Origin of the sequence: Pectobacterium parvum, assembly GCF_020971565.1 — a bacterium.
GTDB classification, from domain to species: domain Bacteria; phylum Pseudomonadota; class Gammaproteobacteria; order Enterobacterales; family Enterobacteriaceae; genus Pectobacterium; species Pectobacterium polare.
The window spans coordinates 2,859,887-2,877,413 of sequence record NZ_CP087392.1; the positions used below are offsets into that span (position 1 = coordinate 2,859,887).

General features: G+C 51.2%; 18 protein-coding genes. 7 read left to right on the plus strand and 11 right to left on the minus strand.

What is annotated here, in order from left to right:
- Positions 1–121: 121 nt before the first annotated feature.
- The gene (locus LOZ86_RS12840; protein WP_039481440.1) at positions 122–445 is read right to left on the minus strand and encodes a heavy metal-binding domain-containing protein; all 324 of its coding nucleotides are present in this window, start codon (positions 443–445) and stop codon (positions 122–124) included.
- A 197-nt stretch (positions 446–642) separates the two neighbouring features.
- Between LOZ86_RS12840 and artP the strand changes: the two genes are divergently transcribed.
- The 5 genes from artP (at position 643) to artJ (LOZ86_RS12865) (ending at position 4,656) form a co-directional block, all read left to right on the plus strand.
- Positions 643–1,371, plus strand: a complete 729-nt coding sequence (artP, locus tag LOZ86_RS12845) for an arginine ABC transporter ATP-binding protein ArtP (RefSeq protein WP_280927623.1) — start codon at positions 643–645, stop codon at positions 1,369–1,371.
- A gap of 20 nt (positions 1,372–1,391) precedes the next feature.
- Complete coding sequence (gene artJ / locus LOZ86_RS12850) at positions 1,392–2,123, plus strand: arginine ABC transporter substrate-binding protein (RefSeq protein WP_039472655.1); 732 nt, start codon at positions 1,392–1,394, stop codon at positions 2,121–2,123.
- An 11-nt stretch (positions 2,124–2,134) separates the two neighbouring features.
- Positions 2,135–2,851, plus strand: a complete 717-nt coding sequence (gene artQ, locus LOZ86_RS12855; protein WP_039481445.1) for an arginine ABC transporter permease ArtQ — start codon at positions 2,135–2,137, stop codon at positions 2,849–2,851.
- On the plus strand, positions 2,851–3,519 hold the full coding sequence (gene artM / locus LOZ86_RS12860; protein ID WP_039481447.1) for an arginine ABC transporter permease ArtM: 669 nt from the start codon (positions 2,851–2,853) through the stop codon (positions 3,517–3,519). The genes artQ and artM overlap by 1 nt, the downstream gene beginning before the upstream one ends.
- A gap of 405 nt (positions 3,520–3,924) precedes the next feature.
- Positions 3,925–4,656, plus strand: a complete 732-nt coding sequence (gene artJ / locus LOZ86_RS12865) for an arginine ABC transporter substrate-binding protein (RefSeq protein ID WP_010306608.1) — start codon at positions 3,925–3,927, stop codon at positions 4,654–4,656.
- A 388-nt stretch (positions 4,657–5,044) separates the two neighbouring features.
- Here the strand turns inward: artJ (LOZ86_RS12865) and rlmC are convergent, their stop codons facing one another.
- The 9 genes from rlmC to nfsA form a co-directional block, all read right to left on the minus strand.
- Entirely contained in the window at positions 5,045–6,172 is a 1,128-nt protein-coding gene (rlmC, locus tag LOZ86_RS12870; protein ID WP_039481451.1) for a 23S rRNA (uracil(747)-C(5))-methyltransferase RlmC, read from the minus strand.
- A gap of 125 nt (positions 6,173–6,297) precedes the next feature.
- Positions 6,298–6,750 carry a YbjO family protein gene (locus tag LOZ86_RS12875; protein ID WP_039481454.1) on the minus strand — a complete coding sequence of 151 codons (453 nt, stop codon included), beginning with the start codon at positions 6,748–6,750 and terminating at the stop codon, positions 6,298–6,300.
- Positions 6,751–6,957: 207 nt separating this feature from the next.
- The gene (gene potI / locus LOZ86_RS12880) at positions 6,958–7,803 is read right to left on the minus strand and encodes a putrescine ABC transporter permease PotI (RefSeq protein ID WP_039481457.1); all 846 of its coding nucleotides are present in this window, start codon (positions 7,801–7,803) and stop codon (positions 6,958–6,960) included.
- The gene (gene potH, locus LOZ86_RS12885; RefSeq protein ID WP_039481460.1) at positions 7,800–8,765 is read right to left on the minus strand and encodes a putrescine ABC transporter permease PotH; all 966 of its coding nucleotides are present in this window, start codon (positions 8,763–8,765) and stop codon (positions 7,800–7,802) included. The genes potI and potH overlap by 4 nt, the downstream gene beginning before the upstream one ends.
- 14 nt (positions 8,766–8,779) lie before the next feature.
- Positions 8,780–9,913 carry a putrescine ABC transporter ATP-binding subunit PotG gene (gene potG, locus LOZ86_RS12890; protein WP_039481463.1) on the minus strand — a complete coding sequence of 378 codons (1,134 nt, stop codon included), beginning with the start codon at positions 9,911–9,913 and terminating at the stop codon, positions 8,780–8,782.
- 202 nt (positions 9,914–10,115) lie between these two features.
- Positions 10,116–11,225 (minus strand): spermidine/putrescine ABC transporter substrate-binding protein PotF, encoded by a 1,110-nt coding sequence (gene potF / locus LOZ86_RS12895; RefSeq protein WP_039481466.1) that lies wholly within the window; start codon positions 11,223–11,225, stop codon positions 10,116–10,118.
- Between the two features lie 371 nt (positions 11,226–11,596).
- A complete protein-coding gene (locus LOZ86_RS12900) occupies positions 11,597–12,076 on the minus strand; it encodes a type III secretion system chaperone family protein (RefSeq protein WP_039481469.1) in 480 nt (159 codons plus the stop codon).
- A 289-nt stretch (positions 12,077–12,365) separates the two neighbouring features.
- Entirely contained in the window at positions 12,366–13,277 is a 912-nt protein-coding gene (gene rimK, locus LOZ86_RS12905; protein ID WP_039481473.1) for a 30S ribosomal protein S6--L-glutamate ligase, read from the minus strand.
- A 16-nt stretch (positions 13,278–13,293) separates the two neighbouring features.
- Positions 13,294–14,013 (minus strand): oxygen-insensitive NADPH nitroreductase, encoded by a 720-nt coding sequence (gene nfsA / locus LOZ86_RS12910; RefSeq protein WP_039481476.1) that lies wholly within the window; start codon positions 14,011–14,013, stop codon positions 13,294–13,296.
- Positions 14,014–14,321: 308 nt separating this feature from the next.
- Here nfsA and LOZ86_RS12915 point away from each other — a divergent pair, with 308 nt between their 5' ends.
- On the plus strand, positions 14,322–14,588 hold the full coding sequence (locus tag LOZ86_RS12915; protein WP_010277298.1) for a GrxA family glutaredoxin: 267 nt from the start codon (positions 14,322–14,324) through the stop codon (positions 14,586–14,588).
- Between the two features lie 94 nt (positions 14,589–14,682).
- On the opposite strand, the gene LOZ86_RS12920 is transcribed toward LOZ86_RS12915, so the two are convergent.
- Entirely contained in the window at positions 14,683–15,054 is a 372-nt protein-coding gene (locus LOZ86_RS12920; RefSeq protein ID WP_039481478.1) for an inner membrane protein YbjM, read from the minus strand.
- Positions 15,055–15,430: 376 nt separating this feature from the next.
- Between LOZ86_RS12920 and LOZ86_RS12925 the strand changes: the two genes are divergently transcribed.
- Positions 15,431–17,119, plus strand: coding sequence for an aspartate:alanine antiporter (locus LOZ86_RS12925; protein WP_039288083.1), 1,689 nt, complete (start codon positions 15,431–15,433; stop codon positions 17,117–17,119).
- Positions 17,120–17,527 lie beyond the last annotated feature (408 nt).

A 17,527-nucleotide genomic window follows, 5' to 3' on the forward strand; every position in this document is an offset into this window, starting at 1 on the left:
TAATTCGAGTTTCAGGAAGGCGGCAAGAGAACGAATCCCGATGAGCTTACTTGAGTAAGTGATTCGGGTGAGTGAGCGCAGCCAACGCACATGCAACTTGAAGTATGACGAGTATAAGCTGCTAGCGGCGAACTTTTACTGCGGTACCGCTAACTGTCACCATCAGCATGCTGCCATCCTTCCCGACGGTTTCATAGTCAAGATCAATGCCCACAATGGCGTTCGCCCCTAAATCTGTGGCTTGCTCCTGTAACTCTTTGAACGCAATTTGCCGCGCCTTACGCAGCTCCTTCTCATAGGCACCAGACCGGCCGCCGACGACATCGCGAATACTGGCAAAAAAGTCACGGAAGATGTTCGCGCCCAGAATGGCTTCGCCAGTCACGACGCCACAATATTCAGTAATGGTGAAGCCTTCCAGATTCGGCGTAGTGGATAATTGCATGTCGTCTCCTTTTACTGCTTTTTAATGTCAATGCTCAGCGCTGCTGATGAGAAAGCGCGAGCTCAGCGGTAAGTCACTATTTTGTGCTATTATTTAACCAACAAATCGCTTATTGGCAAATTTTAACCCACGGTGATTGCATAACTATTCTGCCGACGTTAACATTCGCCGCATCAATGTCTATTCAATTCTTACGCATGAGTATTCAACTAAACGGCATTAACTGTTTCTACGGTACATACCAGGCGCTATTTGATATCACCCTCGATTGTCCTGCGGGTGAAACGCTGGTTCTTCTTGGTCCCAGCGGTGCGGGAAAGAGCTCGCTAATACGCGTTCTTAATCTGTTGGAAATGCCACGTTCTGGCAAGCTTTCCATCGCCGGTAATCAGTTTGATTTTCAGCGCACGCCATCTGACAGCGCGATCCGTGAATTGCGTCAGAACGTCGGGATGGTGTTCCAGCAATATAATTTGTGGCCGCATCTGACCGTGGTGCAGAACCTGATCGAAGCGCCCTGCCGCGTGCTGGGGCTGAGCAAGGAAGAAGCAAAAGCACGGGCAGACAAGCTGCTCACGCGCCTGCGCCTCAATGACTTTGCCGATCGCTTCCCTCTTCATCTTTCTGGCGGACAGCAACAGCGTGTCGCGATTGCCCGTGCGCTGATGATGGAACCTCAGGTTCTGTTATTTGATGAACCGACTGCCGCGCTGGATCCAGAAATTACCGCTCAGGTTGTCAACATCATCCGTGAATTGGCAGAAACCGGGATTACGCAGGTGATTGTGACCCACGAAGTTGAATTTGCCCGTAAAACGGCCAGCCGTGTGGTGTATATGGAAAACGGCCGCATCGTTGAACAAGGGGATGCGACGCACTTTACCCAGCCGCAGACGCCTGAATTCGCTGGCTATTTGTCACATTGATTACTATCAGGAAAATGATAATGAAAAAATTGATTGTTGCAGCCTTATTCGCCGTTGGTGCCGCCTCTGCTAATGCCGCAGATACCATCCGTTTCGCGACTGAAGCCTCCTACCCTCCGTTCGAATTTGTCGATGCCAATAACCAGATCCAGGGTTTTGATATCGATCTGGCGAATGCACTGTGCAAAGAAATGCAGGCGACCTGTACGTTCAGCAATCAGGCTTTCGACAGCCTGATCCCCGGCCTGAAATTCCGTCGCTTCGAAGCTGTCATCGCGGGAATGGATATTACCCCTGAGCGTCAACAGCAGGTGTCGTTCACTCAGCCTTACTATGACAACTCCGCGCAGTTTATTGCCCAGAAAGGGAAAGTGGCCGATATCGCCGCGCTGACAGGCAAACGCGTTGGCGTACAGAATGGCACCACCCACCAGAAATACCTGATGGAAAAGCATAGCGATATTAAAACTGTGCCTTACGACAGCTACCAGAATGCCGTGCTGGACCTGAAAAATGGTCGTCTGGATGCCGTGTTCGGTGACACCGCTGTGGTTAACGAATGGCTGAAACAGAACGATGCGCTGGCAACCGTGGGTCAGAAAGTGACGGATAAAGGTTACTTCGGTATCGGTCTGGGCATCGCCGTGCGCCAGAACAACGATGAGCTGCTGAAGAAATTCGACACTGCGCTCAACAAAATCAAGCAGGATGGCACTTACGAGACCATCTACAAAAAATGGTTCCAGCAGTAATCTGACGCTCAATGATTGAATTTCAACCTCTTGCAAGCGCCGCCGGGATGACCGTCGGCCTTGCCGTTTGTGCACTGGTGCTCGGCCTCGCGCTGGCGATGCTGTTTGCCATTTGGGAAACTGTCCGCTGGAAAGCCGTTAGCTGGACGGGAACCGCCGTAGTGACGCTGCTGCGCGGCTTGCCAGAAATTCTGGTCGTGCTGTTCATCTATTTCGGCTCTTCGCAGTTGCTGATGATGCTGGCAGACGGGTTTACCCTGAATCTCTTCATCGTACAGATTCCGGTAAAACTGGATATCGGCATGTTTGAAATCAGCCCCTTCCTGTGCGGTGTGATTGCGCTGGCGCTGCTGTATGCTGCCTACGCCTCCCAAACGCTGCGCGGTGCGCTGAAAGCTGTTCCGCAAGGGCAGTGGGAATCGGGTCAGGCGCTGGGGCTCAGTAAATCCGCGATCTTTTTCCGTCTGATTATGCCGCAGATGTGGCGTCACGCCCTGCCGGGATTAGGCAATCAGTGGCTGGTATTGCTGAAAGATACCGCGCTGGTGTCGCTGATCAGCGTGAACGATTTGATGCTGCAAACCAAAAGCATTGCGACACGGACGCAGGAGCCCTTCACTTGGTACGTTGTCGCGGCGGCGATCTATTTGATTATTACGCTGTTAAGTCAGTATGTGCTGAAACGCATTGAACTGCGCACCACGCGTTTTGAGCGGAGGCCTTCCTGATGCTCGCTTATTTGCCTGAGCTCGTAAAAGGCCTGCATACCAGCCTGACCTTAACCGCTGTCTCCATCGTCGTGGCGCTGGTGTTATCACTGCTGCTGACTGTGGTGCTGACGCTCAAAACGCCAGTCATATCGCTGTTGGCGAAAGGCTACATTACGCTGTTTACCGGTACGCCGCTGCTGGTGCAAATCTTTCTGATTTACTACGGCCCTGGGCAATTTACCTCTATCCAGCAAATCCCCTGGCTATGGAGCCTGCTTTCGCAGCCGTGGCTGTGTGCAATGGTGGCACTGGCGCTCAATAGCGCAGCTTATACTACGCAGCTGTTCTACGGTGCGGTAAAAGCGATTCCTGCCGGACAGTGGCAATCCTGTGCCGCGTTAGGCATGGATCAGAAGCAGACATTACGTATTTTGCTGCCGTTTGCATTTAAACGCGCGCTGTCTTCTTATTCAAATGAAGTAGTGCTGGTGTTTAAGAGTACCTCACTGGCTTACACCATCACGCTGATGGAAGTCATGGGCTACAGCCAACTGATGTACGGTCGGACGTATGATGTGACGGTGTTTGGTGCCGCTGGGATTATCTACCTGTGCGTCAACGGGTTACTGACACTACTGATGCGCTGGGTTGAGCGTCGTTCGCTGGCATTCGAACGTCGTAATTAACCCTTATCGCATTTATCCACTTAGAAAGCAGGCTTTGATAGCCTGCTTTTTTTATGGCGTGCCATCCCTAGCCGCCCCCCTTACGGGCCGTTGCTGACGCAACGTTAAAAATTTCTCCCGAAAGTCTTCTATTGCCTGCTGATGTAAAAACATGCAATAAACCGACTTATTAATCATTTTAATTGCATATAAATTCAATAAATGGCATGGTAATCGCTATGACGTCGGAACCCTTCCGCACATATATTCATACCCTAAATAATTCGAGTTTCAGGAAGGCGGCAAGAGAAGGCATCCCGATGAGCTTACTCAGGTAAGTGATTCGGGTGCGTGAACGCAGCCAACGCACATGCAACTTGAAGTATGACGGGTATGCACTATAAGAAAAACAGACAGGAGTAGGTAATGAAAAAATTAGTGCTCGCCACGTTACTGGCAGGAATCGCCTTCAGCGCCACCGCCGCAGACACCATCCGTTTTGCATCATCAGCTACCTACCCGCCATTCGAGTCACTGGATGCCAGCAACGAAATCGTCGGTTTCGATATGGATCTGGCGAAAGCGCTGTGTAAGCAAATGCAAGCGACCTGTACGTTCACCAATCAGGCGTTTGACAGCCTGATCCCTGCGCTGAAATTCCGTCGCTATGACGCCGTGATTTCCGGTATGGACATCACGCCAGAGCGCAGCAAGCAGGTCGCGTTCACGCAGCCTTACTATGCCAACTCAGCCGTGGTTATCGCACAAAAAGGGAAATTCAGTGATTTTGCTGCGATGAAAGGCAAACGTATCGGTATGGAAAACGGCACTACGCACCAGAAGTACATGCACGATAAGCACCCGGAAGTGCAAACCGTCTCTTATGACAGCTACCAGAACGCGGTACTGGATCTGAAGAATGGCCGTATCGACGGCGTATTCGGTGATACCGCCGTCGTCAACGAGTGGATTAAGACGAACCCTGAACTGGCAACGGTTGGCGAGCATGTGACTGACGCAGAATACTTCGGCACCGGATTAGGCATCGCCGTTCGCCCTGATGACAAAGCGCTGCTGGAGAAACTGAATAAAGCGCTGGACGCCATCAAAGCGGACGGCACTTACAAAACCATTAACGACAAATGGTTCCCGCAATAAGGTTCGATCTGCGCGGTGTGATATCGTATGAAATCATGCATATAACGCCGCTTTTTTGTCGTCAAGGCGTAAGAAATTGCGCTGAGGTGATCGTTACCGTCGAGTGAGCGGCAGGACGCCGCGAAAGACAGTGCCGCGTCGGGAACGCGTCACTGGCGGCTCGAAAAACGGGAACGCTCACCGAAGGCACCGCGCAGCGGCGCAATTCACGCCGAAAAGCCAGTGGTCAAGGAGCTGCGGCAACTGAGCGCTCCTTGTCGGGCGTGTGATGAAATCATAGAAAAGCACCAGAATTGGCACGCCCGAAACTTTCATACTGTCGAACATGGATACAACAACGTAGTAAGTTGCCATCAATATATTTTTTATTACATATAGTTATCGCTTATCAAGCACGTTTCAATAACGTCAGCACTTCGTAGTGTGCCGTGTGCGGGAACATGTCGAATAGCTGTACGCGCAGCGCGCGGTAGTTCGTCAGCTCTGTCATGTCTTTCGCCATGCTTTCGGCGTTACAGCTGGAATAGAGAATATAGTCCGGTGCCATGCGGCTCAGGTAGGCGCACAGTTCACTGCCGATACCACGACGTGGCGGGTTGACTAGCACCAGATCCGGGATTTCCGCTTTAGCGGTCGCAAACTGCGTTGAATCCAGCGCCTGAAACTCCACCTGCTTCAATCCTAACTGTTCCGCAGAGCGACGCGCACAGGCTATCGCCTCGGCGCTGATTTCAATGCCCGTCAGACGCATCTCCGATGATGCACAGTGCAGACCAAAACCCCCTACCCCGCAAAACAGATCCCACATGCTGGTAATATTCAGCTCTGCCACCCAGTCGTGAGCCGTCGCATACAGCGCGGCTGCCACCTGCGGGTTCGTCTGGAAAAAGCTTTGTGGACGGATATACAACGGCACCTGATTGAACTGTTCAGCCAGCGCGGCAGCATCACTCAGGATAATTTCCGTTTTCCCTTCCATAATTGCCTGATGTACTGGCTGGATATTGGCGGATATCACCTCAAGCTGAGGCAACTGCTGCTGTAGCCAGGGCAATGCGGTACGCAGCTGTGCCAGCTTGGTTTCCGAACGTAAGACAAAGCGCAGCATGAACGTACCGTGCTGCGTACTTTCCGTCAGCAGTAGGTATTTCAGCTCCCCACGGCGTCGGGCCACGTTATAAGGCGTCAGTCCCGCCCGAGCGATGAAGACTTTAAGCACGTCGAAAATCGGTGCGAAGCTGGACGGATAAAGCGGGCAATCGCAGAGATCCACCGCCGTTCCATCGCGATGCAGCATCCCCAGCAGCGGGCGTTCCACGCTACCGCTCACCACCATTTTGGCTTTATTACGAAATGCAGACTGCGCAGAAGGTTGCACGGGCAACCAGCACTGCACGGCGTGCGGTTGCAGCAAACCTTCAAGATGCTGCTGCTTATCAGACAATTGCTGCGGGTAGGCTTTTTCCAGCCATTGGCAGGAACGACAGGTTCCCGTGCTGTAGCGGGCACAATGCATAAAAATCTAACTATTAAAATAATACGGAATGCGAGGATTATATCACTCTGACGGCGTCACCCTGCGACCTTTTACCGATTTATGGGCGACGCCAGCAGCCAGAGTGGCTCATAAGAGAGAAATGTCTATTTCTGACGCATAAAGAAGCGCTTACTGCGTCGTGGCAGAAACAGTAAAACAATCACCAGAAGATCTGGGATCTTTTGCAGCAAGAGCTGATGCAGCACGGCAGCGTTGTTCTCTCCTGAGATATGGAATATCGCTGGCATAAATTCACTCAGTGATGCCAGTAGCAGGTAACACACCACGACGGCCTGACAGACCACATAGCCCCATCGTCCCCCGTTCACACCGGCCAAAACGGCAAAGCCACAGCGAATTTCAACACCGACGATAACCAGCGACAGCAGTAACACCAGCGTTGAATCCCAGGATTCTGCGTTGCTGCCGATCCAGCCGCTCAAATCGCTGAACCCTAGCTCCCAGACAAGCAGCAAAATCCCCAAAATGCGGGTAGCAATAATCGCAATCCCCGCCACCATCACAGGTACCGGGGCATAAACTTTGCGTTGCGTCATTTCCTTCTTCATATACAGAATTTCAACGCTCTCCCTTCATGCGGTATTTACCCGCCAAAAATACAGCATCAATATAAAGTCTGATGCCAATATAAAACTTGCTCGTCATACAAAACTTGATTGTCATACAAAACAGCAACGCCCCCATACTCTGGCGGCGTTGCTGGAAATCTTCGCTAGGCTAACAAATTACGATGAGAGATCGAATCAGCCGCGTCTCGCTTTTTGCATATCGCGATAGCGCTGCTTCTCTGCTCTCGCCATAAACCACCAGGCGATAAATCCAATAATACCAACGACTAACAATATCAGGGAAGCCAACGCGTTAATTTGTGGATTAACGCCCATTCTGACGCTGGAGAACACCAGCATTGGCAGCGTTGTCGAGCCGGGCCCTGCTACGAAGCTGGCGATAACCAGATCGTCTAGCGACAGCGTAAACGCCAGCAGCCAGCCGGAAAACAGCGCGGGAGCAATCATCGGCACCGTGATAATGAAGAACACCTTGAGCGGATTTGCGCCCAGATCCATCGCCGCTTCTTCAATCGAACGATCCAGTTCACGCAGTCGAGCACTGATCACCACGGTGACATACGCGGTACAAAACGTGACATGCGCCAGCCAGATGGTGAACATCCCTCGCTCTGCTGGCCACCCGATGGCATGCCCTAATGCCACAAAGAGCAACAGCAGCGACAGACCGGTAATCACATCTGGCATGACCAGCGGTGCCGTCAGCATAAAAGCAAACCCATTGGAGCCACGGAAACGGCCAAAACGCACCATGACCACGGCGGCGATCGTCCCAAGAATCACGGCCATCGTGGCCGAGGCGGCAGCAATCGTCAGGCTCAGGAGCACCGCGCTGATCATCGCCGTATTGTGGAACAGTTCGACGTACCAACGTGCCGACCAGCCAGCCCATACGGTCACCAGCTTGGAGCTGTTGAACGAGTAGATCACCAGCATCAGCATCGGCGCATAGAGGAACGTAAAGCACAGCACCAAAATCACAATACGCCACGGTGAGCGAACGACAGGTAAATTATTCACGCTTCACCCTCCGCCGTTTTACTCTGATGTTTGTGGAACCAGATAATCGGCATAATCAACAGCAGCAGCATGACGACGGCAACGGCAGAAGCTACCGGCCAATCGCGGTTATTGAAGAATTCCTGCCACAGAATACGGCCAATCATAATACTGTCCGGCCCGCCGAGCAGTTCTGGAATCACGTACTCCCCCACCGCAGGGATGAAGACCAGCATCGAGCCCGCAATGATTCCGCCTTTCGTTAAGGGGACGATCACGCTGAAGAAGGTTCTCAGCGGCCGCGCACCCAGATCCAACGACGCTTCCACTAACGAATAGTCCAGCCGCATCAGCGCGGTATAGATAGGCAACACCATAAACGGCAGATAGGAATACACAACGCCGATATACACCGCCAAATTGGTATGCAGAATAACCAACGGTTCATCGATCACGCCCAGCCACAGCAGGAAGTTATTCAGGATACCGTTATTTTTCAGAATCCCCATCCAGGCGTAGACGCGAATCAGGAATGACGTCCACGACGGAAGAATCACCAGCAACAACAGGATATTACGCGTTGACGGTTTACTGTGCGCCACCGCCCAGGCTAGCGGGTAGCCGATAAACAGACAGCACAGCGTCGACACAGCAGCAACCTGAAGCGATTGCATATAAGCATCGAAATACAGCGGATCGTCCAACAAATGCAGGTAGTTCCCAAGGTTCAGGGAAATATCCAGCTTGCCGTCCAGCCACGAGACCAAATCGGTATAAGGCGGGATCGCCCGCGCCATCTCTGCAAGACTGATTTTGAACACGATCAGGAATGGCAGCATGAACAGCAGCAGCAGCCATAGATATGGCAGTGCGATGACCAGCTTGCGCCCGTGTTTTTGACGCCAACGCGCCATCAGTACACGAAGCCAGAGTCTGGCCTTGCCTGGTGGTTCCGCCGTGTTATGTTCGGGAAATAAAGTCATGACATTCTTCCTCGCTACACCGTCAGAACCACACAGCTATCCGCATCCCAACATAACCGAACCTCATCTCCCCAGGTCGGCATGCCTTTGCGATAGCGGTAGGCATTTTGTAACTGCGCGCTGATGATTTGCCCGCTGTTGAGCCTGACGTGGTAAATCGACAGGTCGCCCAGGTAGGCGATATGGACCACTTCCCCTACCGCGAAGTTACAGCCATCAGCCGGCACCTCTTCGCACAGCATGATTTTCTCAGGACGCAACGCGATGTAGACAGGAACGCCATCGACCACCGAAACATCCGAATCCACCTTCAGCGGATGCACCAATCCGGGGCTTTTGATGATCAGCGCATCATCCTGACGTTCCTGTAAGATCCCTTCAAACATATTGACCGAGCCGATGAACTCCGCACTGAAACGCGTATTTGGGTGCTCATAAATCTCTTCCGGCTCGCCAATTTGTACGAACTTACCGCGATTCATAATGGCAATTCGACCCGCCATCGTCATCGCTTCTTCTTGATCGTGCGTCACCATTACGCAGGTCACGCCGACACGTTCCAGAATATCGACAACTTCAAGCTGCATGCGGTCGCGCAATTTTTTGTCCAGCGCACCCATCGGTTCGTCCAGCAGCAGCAATTTGGGACGCTTCGCCAGACTACGAGCCAGCGCAACACGCTGACGTTGACCGCCGGAAAGCTGATGCGGTTTACGATTGGCGAACTCTTGCATGTGCACCAGCGACAACATCTCTTCCACACGATCTTTGATTTCCGCACGCGGCAGTTTGTCCTGCTTCAGACCAAACGCAATATTCTTTTCCACCGTCATGTGTGGGAACAGCGCATAAGACTGGAACATCATATTGATGGGACGCTGGTAAGGCGGCACCAATGACAAATCCTGACCATCCAGAACAATCTGCCCCTGCGTGGGGAGCTCAAAACCTGCCAGCATACGCAGCAGCGTGGATTTCCCACAGCCGGATGCCCCCAGCAGCGCAAAAATTTCGCCTTTATAAATAGTCAGACTGACATCATCGACAGCGGCCTGGCCATCGAACGACTTTGTCAGGTTACGCACTTCCAGCAGCGGCGTGACCGCTTTGGGAGGTTTTGATTGAGGGCGGGGGATTGCGTCATTCACTTCGCATTGCTCTCCGGCAAAAGCAGAACAAGCCACACCGCAGATGCCGCCATTTGGCGCTTTTGCATTCAGCAGTGTGACACAATATAGAGCGCAAACAGGCGGGTTATCCGCCTGTTCGCCACATTTTATACCCCTCCATTCTCAGGTTGCCGAAATCAGCAACCGTCAAGCGAGTGGGTAACGATTCAGATCAAAGAGGCTATTTGCCGCTTTTAACCTTAGTCCATGCACGCGTACGCGTACGGTCAATCTGAGGAGATTGAACTTTGAGCGTAAACAGTTTGGCGCGGACATCCGCTGGCGGATAAACGCCCGGATTGTTACGAATCTCTGCGTTCACCAACGGCAAGGAGGCTAGGTTACCGCTCGCGTAATATACGTGGTTACTGATTCCCGCCATCACTTCCGGCTTCATCAGGTAATCCAGAAACGCATAGGCTTCATCCAGATTTTTAGCATCTTTTGGAATAGCGAGGACATCAAAGAATGCCAGCGCGCCCTCTTTTGGAATGCTGTATTGGATATTCACCCCGTTCTTCGCTTCTTTCGCACGGTTTCCTGCCTGCAGGATATCGCCCGCCCAGCCGACTGCGACGCAGATATCGCCGTTTGCCAGGTCGTTGATGTACTGAGACGAATGGAAGTAGCGAATGCTCGGACGCAGTTTCAGCAGCAGGTCGGTTGCAGACGTAGTGTAATCACCCGGTTTAGTGCTGTTCGGATCTTTACCCTGATAATTCAGCACGGTTGCAAAGATCTCTTCCGGTGCATCCAGGAAGGAGACGCCGCAGCTTTTCAGTTTTTCCAGGTTCTCTGGCTTCAGAACCAGATCCCAGCTGTCAACCGGTGCATCGGCACCTAGCGCAGCTTTCACTTTCTCAACGTTATAGCCGATGCCCGTGGTCGCCCACAGGTAAGGCAGGGCATATTTATTGTCTGGATCGTGCTGCGCAATCAGCTTCATCAGATCAGGATCCAGATTTTTGTAATTCGGTAACTTGCTCTTGTCTAATGGCTGAAACACTCCCGCAGAGAGCTGGCGCTCCAGGAAGCTGGCAGAAGGCACCACCAGATCAAAACCCGTGCTGCCCGCCATGAGCTTGCCTTCCAACACTTCGTTGGAGTCAAACACGTCATAGACGACTTTAATACCGGTTTCTTTCTGGAAATTGGCTAACGTGTCCGGCGCGATATAGTCGGACCAGTTATAAACATGCAGCGTTTTCTCTTCCGCAGATGCGGTGACGGACGCGGCCATCAGCAAGCCGGTAACAACACCCGATAGCCATTTTTTACGTTGGGTGAACATCCGTTCCTTCCTCCATTCAAGGGGGTGATTCATGGGGGTTAATCTGTATCGTTCCGATACAAAATAGAGCCTGTCGCGCTATCCAATCGATGAATGAGTATGCACCGATTTTTATTTGCTCAGACACAGACATAGCGCTGATTCCGCCGTCTGTGTCTTACAGGAATAAAGCATAACCCCACAACATCGTACGCACCATACTCGAACGTAAAAATGGGTTTTAACGATTATTTATTCACATTTTATCGATGTGATGAAGGCATTTAGCGGCAAACAAAGAGAAATATCTGGTAATAATGCGAAATAACCAGAATAAATGGCGGCGAAAGGAAAATAAGTAAAACCAATTGCTGCCGTTGGCAGCAACCGTATCAATGCAGATGAGTGGTGGTAACTCTGGCAGCAGAGCCCTCTTCTTCCTCGCCGATAAACAGCAGATTATTAGCGCCGGCCTCAAGGATCACCATTGAAATTTGTTCTTCGGACTGCTGCATGAAATGTCTGAATTGTTCCAGCGTCATGCCAGCGGCCACGCTGAATGACTGGCAAACAATCAACTTCGGCAGATTATCGTCCTGAACGTCGATAAATGCCTTGACGGTCAACGAGCTGGCATTGATTTGGCTCAGGTCACCGAACAGAGGAATCAACGCGCTGGGCTTCACTTCGGCAAGGGCAGAAAACAGAATCACGTTATCTACCAGATCAACTTTCGCATCGAACACGCCATCAAAATTTTGCATATGAGGAAGATGGAGCGCCTGACAGGAATCACATTCGAAATACAGAATGTTCAGTTGATCCAGCCATCGCCGTAGCATTGCCAAATCAGGGACGATGAGTGAATCCATCATGTTTGCCTCATACCTGTCGCTGTAAAAACAGCGTTGTTGAAAAGAAAGCACCACCCACGCCGGAGCGATGTTAAAACGTAAAACAGAAGCTACCGTAAAACAGAGGCAGCGTTAAAAATGACCCCACAGCTTACGGAATATTGCACGACGATGCCATGATAAAAGCGCGCTATCACCCGCTTTTATCATTCCACTGCGCGGCAGTATGCTGAATAGCGCAGCTGCACGATGCCCACATGCCAATCGGGAACGTCGTATTTTACGGCGCGATCCCTGTTTCAGAAAGCTAACTTTTGCTTATTGTTGCCGATATTGCGAGGCGCCTCTGGGTATTTTGCTCAATAAATTCAATCATCATGTCAGCAATATCGAGCCCGGTCGTCGTTTCAATCCCTTCCAACCCCGGCGAGGCGTTGACTTCCATCACCAGTGGCCCCCGATCGGCACGCAAAATATCGACGCCCGCGATATTCAGCCCCAGCGTTTTTGTCGCCTTGATGGCAATCGCACGCTCCTTCGCCGTAATTTTCACTTTATTCGCCGAGCCGCCGCGATGCAGGTTTGAACGAAACTCCCCCGCTTTCGCCTGCCGCTCAATCGCCGCAACAACGCGGTTGCCGATCACAAAACAGCGGATATCTTTGCCTTGCGCTTCATGCACGTATTCCTGCACCAGAATATGCGCATTCAGCCCACGAAAGGCATCAATCACGCTTTCCGCCGCCTGTCGCGTTTCTGCCAATACCACACCGATTCCCTGCGTGCCCTCCACCAGTTTTACAACCAGTGGCGCCCCACCCACCATCGCAATCAAATCACCAGTATCATCCGGCGAATGAGCAAATCCGGTGATCGGCAGGTCAATTCCCTCACGAGCAAGCAGTTGCAGAGAATGCAGTTTGTCGCGGGCGCGAATGATGGCGACAGAATTATTCAGCGGGTAGCTGCCCAGCATTTCAAACTGGCGCAATACCGCCGTACCATAGAACGTGATCTGTGAACCGATACGCGGAATAACCGCATCAAATTTATCCAGCCGACGCCCGCGATAATGCACCGACGGCGCTGCCGAATTGATATTCATGTAGCAGGAAAGCGGGTCAATAATCTCAATGCTGTGCTGGCCCGCCTCCGCCGCTTCACGCAGACGTTTGCAGGAATATAACGACCCATCACGAGACAGAATGGCTATCTTCATAAATATCCTACGGATACTAGCGTATCGCCCATCCTTGTTGATGTAAGTAGTCCAGCATAAATGGACGTAACTCTTTTTTCAGCGTCCGTTCAACGTGCTCACTCCAGCTTTCACGGCGGCTACCAGTACGTTCCAGATAATACTCCACCATTTGCTGGTCATATTGTGCCAGCACATCGCGGTCAAGCGGCTGATAGACATTCTCATGCAGCATCATCGCGGTTGGCATGCGCGGTTTCAGCATAGGTTCCGCGTCTGGGTGCCCCAGACACAGGCCAAACAACGGCAGAACTCGCGTTGGCAGTTGCAACAGCTGCGTCACGTCAGCGATGCGATTGCGGATCCCGCCGATAAATACCCCACCTAACCCCAGCGACTCGGCGGCAATTAGCGCATTCTGTGCCATGAGCGCGGTATCGACGCAGCCAATCAGCAATTGCTCAGCCAGCCCGGTTTCTGCCTGTGGGAAGATCTCTACATGCCGATGAAAGTCGGCGCAAAAGACCCAAAATTCTGCTGACTGCGCCACATAGCCTTGCTCACCGGTATAGTGAACAAGCGTTTCACGCACAGCAGGATCGGTAATACAGATAATTGAGCTGCATTGTAAAAAGCTAGAGCTGGACGCACTTTGTGCAGCGCTAATGATAGCGTGGCGTTGCTCATCCGTTATGGCCTGAGACGTAAACGCGCGAATAGAACGGTGGCGCTGTAGCAAATCAATCGTTGGTGTCACACTGGCATCCTTCAGTCGGTAAAGTACATCTCATAGGCAGCTTGAAGTATGACGGAATTATATCGTAGCTCAGGCGAAATCTGCATTACTCCACCACCTAATCGCTTCGGCAAATCGTTATAACAGGTAATGACTACTTTTTTTCATCAATGAATGCGGGCATAGTATTGATAAATTTCGGTATAGTAGCGCGATTCGCAGTAACCTCATTAAGCGTAACATTTTTAGCCGTGACCTTGTCTGTAACAGACATCACGCTATACGTTTCAAGAATGAGAACATTTTTCTAATTTTACAAAGGAGTTTACATGTTCGCTGTAATTTTCGGGCGCCCAGCTTGCCCTTATTGTGTACGTGCGAAAGAACTGGCAGAGAAACTGGCCGAGCAACGTGATGACTTCAGCTTCCGCTATGTAGATATTCACGCAGAAGGCATCTCGAAAGAAGATTTGTCCAAGACGGTAGGAAAGCCGGTTGAAACCGTACCGCAGATTTTTCTGGATGAAAAACACATCGGCGGTTGCACCGATTTTGAAGCCTATGCCAAAGAGCACTTGGCGCTGTTCCAGTCATAATCACCCGATTGGCAGAACACCTAGATCATCGAACTGACAAAACAATAGCGCGGCGACAGTCCGCGCTTTTTTATGAGTTCGGAATAGAACCCATTCAACGAAGATAACGTCGATAAAGGCTGCGTAAACACAGCACGCCCATTGCACCCAAAACACACCAAAAGACTGCACTCATCACGTAGGCCAGCTCTTGCCAGAAAGAGCGCATTGGGGTATTCCACAGGTGGAGCACCAACAAACACACGGGCATTGCCGCCAGCGCGCCAAACAGCGGGTAAAGCAGGCGACCGCGCGCAGAAAGAAAACAGGCCACCATACCGGGCAGCAAAAAAAGCAACATTCCCGGACTACCACGCAGCTCATCACTCACCGCAACTTCTGATGCCTCAATCTTTTGACTCAGAAACACGACGGTGAACAATAAAAAACAGCAGGTCGCACCGACCCAACCTTTATTTCTTGCCATAAATCGCCCCCACTCAATATGCCTCCCAACCTGCATCAACCAGATACCGAAAATATGCGGCATGGTAAAAATGATTGGTGTATCTATTCCCCGATATGAAAAACATGAGGCTTCGCTACGATTTATTCGACATGCAGGTTGTCCACAGAAAAAGACGATAACCCGACGCATTTCGTCAACAGCGACACCACAATCATTAAATTAAACAATAATTACACTGAACAATTTTTATCGGATAAATTATACTGAACGAGGCTGATTCCTTTCAGCTGACGCGTATTGATACCGTCACGGGAATTCATGCATTTCATGGCTAAATCTAGCCGCTATAATGAATAACATCAAGAACTTACTGGTAAACAACAAGTTACATTCCATGAATATAAACGTCGCTGATTTGTTAAATGGGAATTACATTCTACTTTTATTCGTGGTTCTTTCATTAGGACTCTGCCTGGGGAAATTACGCCTTGGGCCAGTACAACTCGGTAATTCTATTGGAGTTTTAGTTGTTTCTTTATTACTCGGCCAGCAGCATTTTTCGATTAATACCGAAGCACTGAGCCTCGGTTTTATGTTATTTATTTTTTGCGTGGGCGTGGAAGCAGGGCCGAATTTCTTTTCTATTTTTTTCCGCGACGGAAAGAATTATTTCATGCTAGCGCTGGTGATGGTCGGCAGTGCCATGTTACTCGCGTTAGGCTTAGGCAAATTCTTTGGTTGGGGTATTGGCCTGACGGCGGGGATGCTGGCCGGATCCATGACCTCAACGCCGGTGCTGGTCGGTGCGGGCGACACGCTGCGCAACACCGCCAGCTTGGGTAACCAGCTCGGTATTGAGCAAGATCATCTGAGTTTGGGCTATGCGCTGACGTATCTGGTCGGGCTGGTCAGCCTCATTTTTGGCGCACGCTACCTGCCCAAACTCCAGCATCAGGATTTGCCTACCAGCGCTCAACAGATTGCACGCGAGCGCGGATTAGACCCAGACAGCCAGAGAAAAGTGTATCTGCCAGTGATTCGCGCCTATCGCGTCGGGCCGGAATTGGTTGACTGGGCGGACGGCAAGAATCTGCGCGAGCTGGGGATCTATCGCCAGACCGGCTGCTACATCGAGCGCATCCGACGAAACGGGATTCTGGCCAGCCCCGATGGTGACGCCGTCTTGCAAATCGGCGATGAGATCGCGCTGGTCGGCTATCCCGACGCCCATTCTCGCCTGAACTCCAATTTCCGCGATGGCAAAGAGGTTTTCGACCGCGATTTGCTGGATATGCGCATCGTAACGGAAGAGATTGTCGTCAAGAACCACAATGCCGTCGGTAAACGCCTGAGCCAATTGAAGCTGACCGATCACGGCTGTTTCCTCAACCGTATTGTCCGTAGCCAGATTGAAATGCCGATTGACGATAACGTCGTGCTGAATAAAGGCGATGTCTTGCAGGTCAGCGGGGACGCCCGCCGGGTCAAAAGCATTGCTGACAGAATCGGGTTCATTTCTATTCATAGCCAGGTCACCGACCTGCTCGCCTTCTGCGCCTTTTTCGTCATCGGCGTGATGGTCGGGCTGATCACCATCCAATTCAGCAACTTCACCTTTGGCATCGGTAACGCGGCTGGGTTGCTGTTCGCCGGTATCATGCTGGGGTTCCTGCGCGCCAACCACCCGACCTTCGGTTATATTCCGCAAGGCGCGCTTAACATGGTCAAAGAATTCGGCCTGATGGTTTTTATGGCTGGCGTTGGCCTGAGCGCAGGTAGCACCATCAACAGTAGCCTGGGAGAAGTCGGTATTCAGATGCTGGCTTCAGGGCTAATTGTTAGCCTTCTGCCGGTGGTGATTTGCTTTCTGTTTGGTGCGTATGTGCTGAAAATGAACCGTGCGCTGCTGTTTGGCGCCATGATGGGTGCACGAACCTGCGCCCCTGCGATGGAAATTATCAGCGATACGGCGCGCAGTAACATCCCTGCGCTCGGCTATGCGGGTACCTATGCCATCGCTAACGTGCTACTCACCTTAGCAGGTTCACTTATCGTGGTTATCTGGCCTGAACTGCCCGGCTGAGAAAGTGTAAAAAATCGTCAATATTATTTTCTAAAAGCCAGAACTTTTTCTTTGCCCTACAGTCTGAATAAGTGCCACTGCTTTTCTTTGATTCCCCTTATTGAGGAGCCCATCGTTCCCGCCTTTCAGGTTCAAGAACGATGGGCGTTTTCTTTTCTGCCCTACGTTAGCCAAAACACCTCCTCTTCTCACTCATCATACACCCACTATCACATCCGCTTCATTTTTTGTTATTAAAATAACAAAAACTAATTTTATTGTTATCTTTATGACATTAAGGTTATTGAGTGTCATAATCACGCTATATGATTTCTTATCGCTACCCTAAATAATTCGAGTTGCGTGAAGGCAGCAACCGCGCGAATCCTTAGGAGCTTACACTAGTAAGTGACTGGGGTAAGTAAGGGC

Coding starts and splice junctions, on each gene's coding strand:
- LOZ86_RS12840 (WP_039481440.1), bottom strand. CDS start 445: ATGCAATTATCCACTACGCCGAATCTGGAAGGCTTCACCATTACTGAA.
- artP (WP_280927623.1), top strand. CDS start 643: ATGAGTATTCAACTAAACGGCATTAACTGTTTCTACGGTACATACCAG.
- artJ (WP_039472655.1), top strand. CDS start 1,392: ATGAAAAAATTGATTGTTGCAGCCTTATTCGCCGTTGGTGCCGCCTCT.
- artQ (WP_039481445.1), top strand. CDS start 2,135: ATGATTGAATTTCAACCTCTTGCAAGCGCCGCCGGGATGACCGTCGGC.
- artM (WP_039481447.1), top strand. CDS start 2,851: ATGCTCGCTTATTTGCCTGAGCTCGTAAAAGGCCTGCATACCAGCCTG.
- artJ (WP_010306608.1), top strand. CDS start 3,925: ATGAAAAAATTAGTGCTCGCCACGTTACTGGCAGGAATCGCCTTCAGC.
- rlmC (WP_039481451.1), bottom strand. CDS start 6,172: ATGCATTGTGCCCGCTACAGCACGGGAACCTGTCGTTCCTGCCAATGG.
- LOZ86_RS12875 (WP_039481454.1), bottom strand. CDS start 6,750: ATGACGCAACGCAAAGTTTATGCCCCGGTACCTGTGATGGTGGCGGGG.
- potH (WP_039481460.1), bottom strand. CDS start 8,765: ATGACTTTATTTCCCGAACATAACACGGCGGAACCACCAGGCAAGGCC.
- potF (WP_039481466.1), bottom strand. CDS start 11,225: ATGTTCACCCAACGTAAAAAATGGCTATCGGGTGTTGTTACCGGCTTG.
- LOZ86_RS12900 (WP_039481469.1), bottom strand. CDS start 12,076: ATGGATTCACTCATCGTCCCTGATTTGGCAATGCTACGGCGATGGCTG.
- rimK (WP_039481473.1), bottom strand. CDS start 13,277: ATGAAGATAGCCATTCTGTCTCGTGATGGGTCGTTATATTCCTGCAAA.
- LOZ86_RS12915 (WP_010277298.1), top strand. CDS start 14,322: ATGTTCGCTGTAATTTTCGGGCGCCCAGCTTGCCCTTATTGTGTACGT.
- LOZ86_RS12920 (WP_039481478.1), bottom strand. CDS start 15,054: ATGGCAAGAAATAAAGGTTGGGTCGGTGCGACCTGCTGTTTTTTATTG.
- LOZ86_RS12925 (WP_039288083.1), top strand. CDS start 15,431: ATGAATATAAACGTCGCTGATTTGTTAAATGGGAATTACATTCTACTT.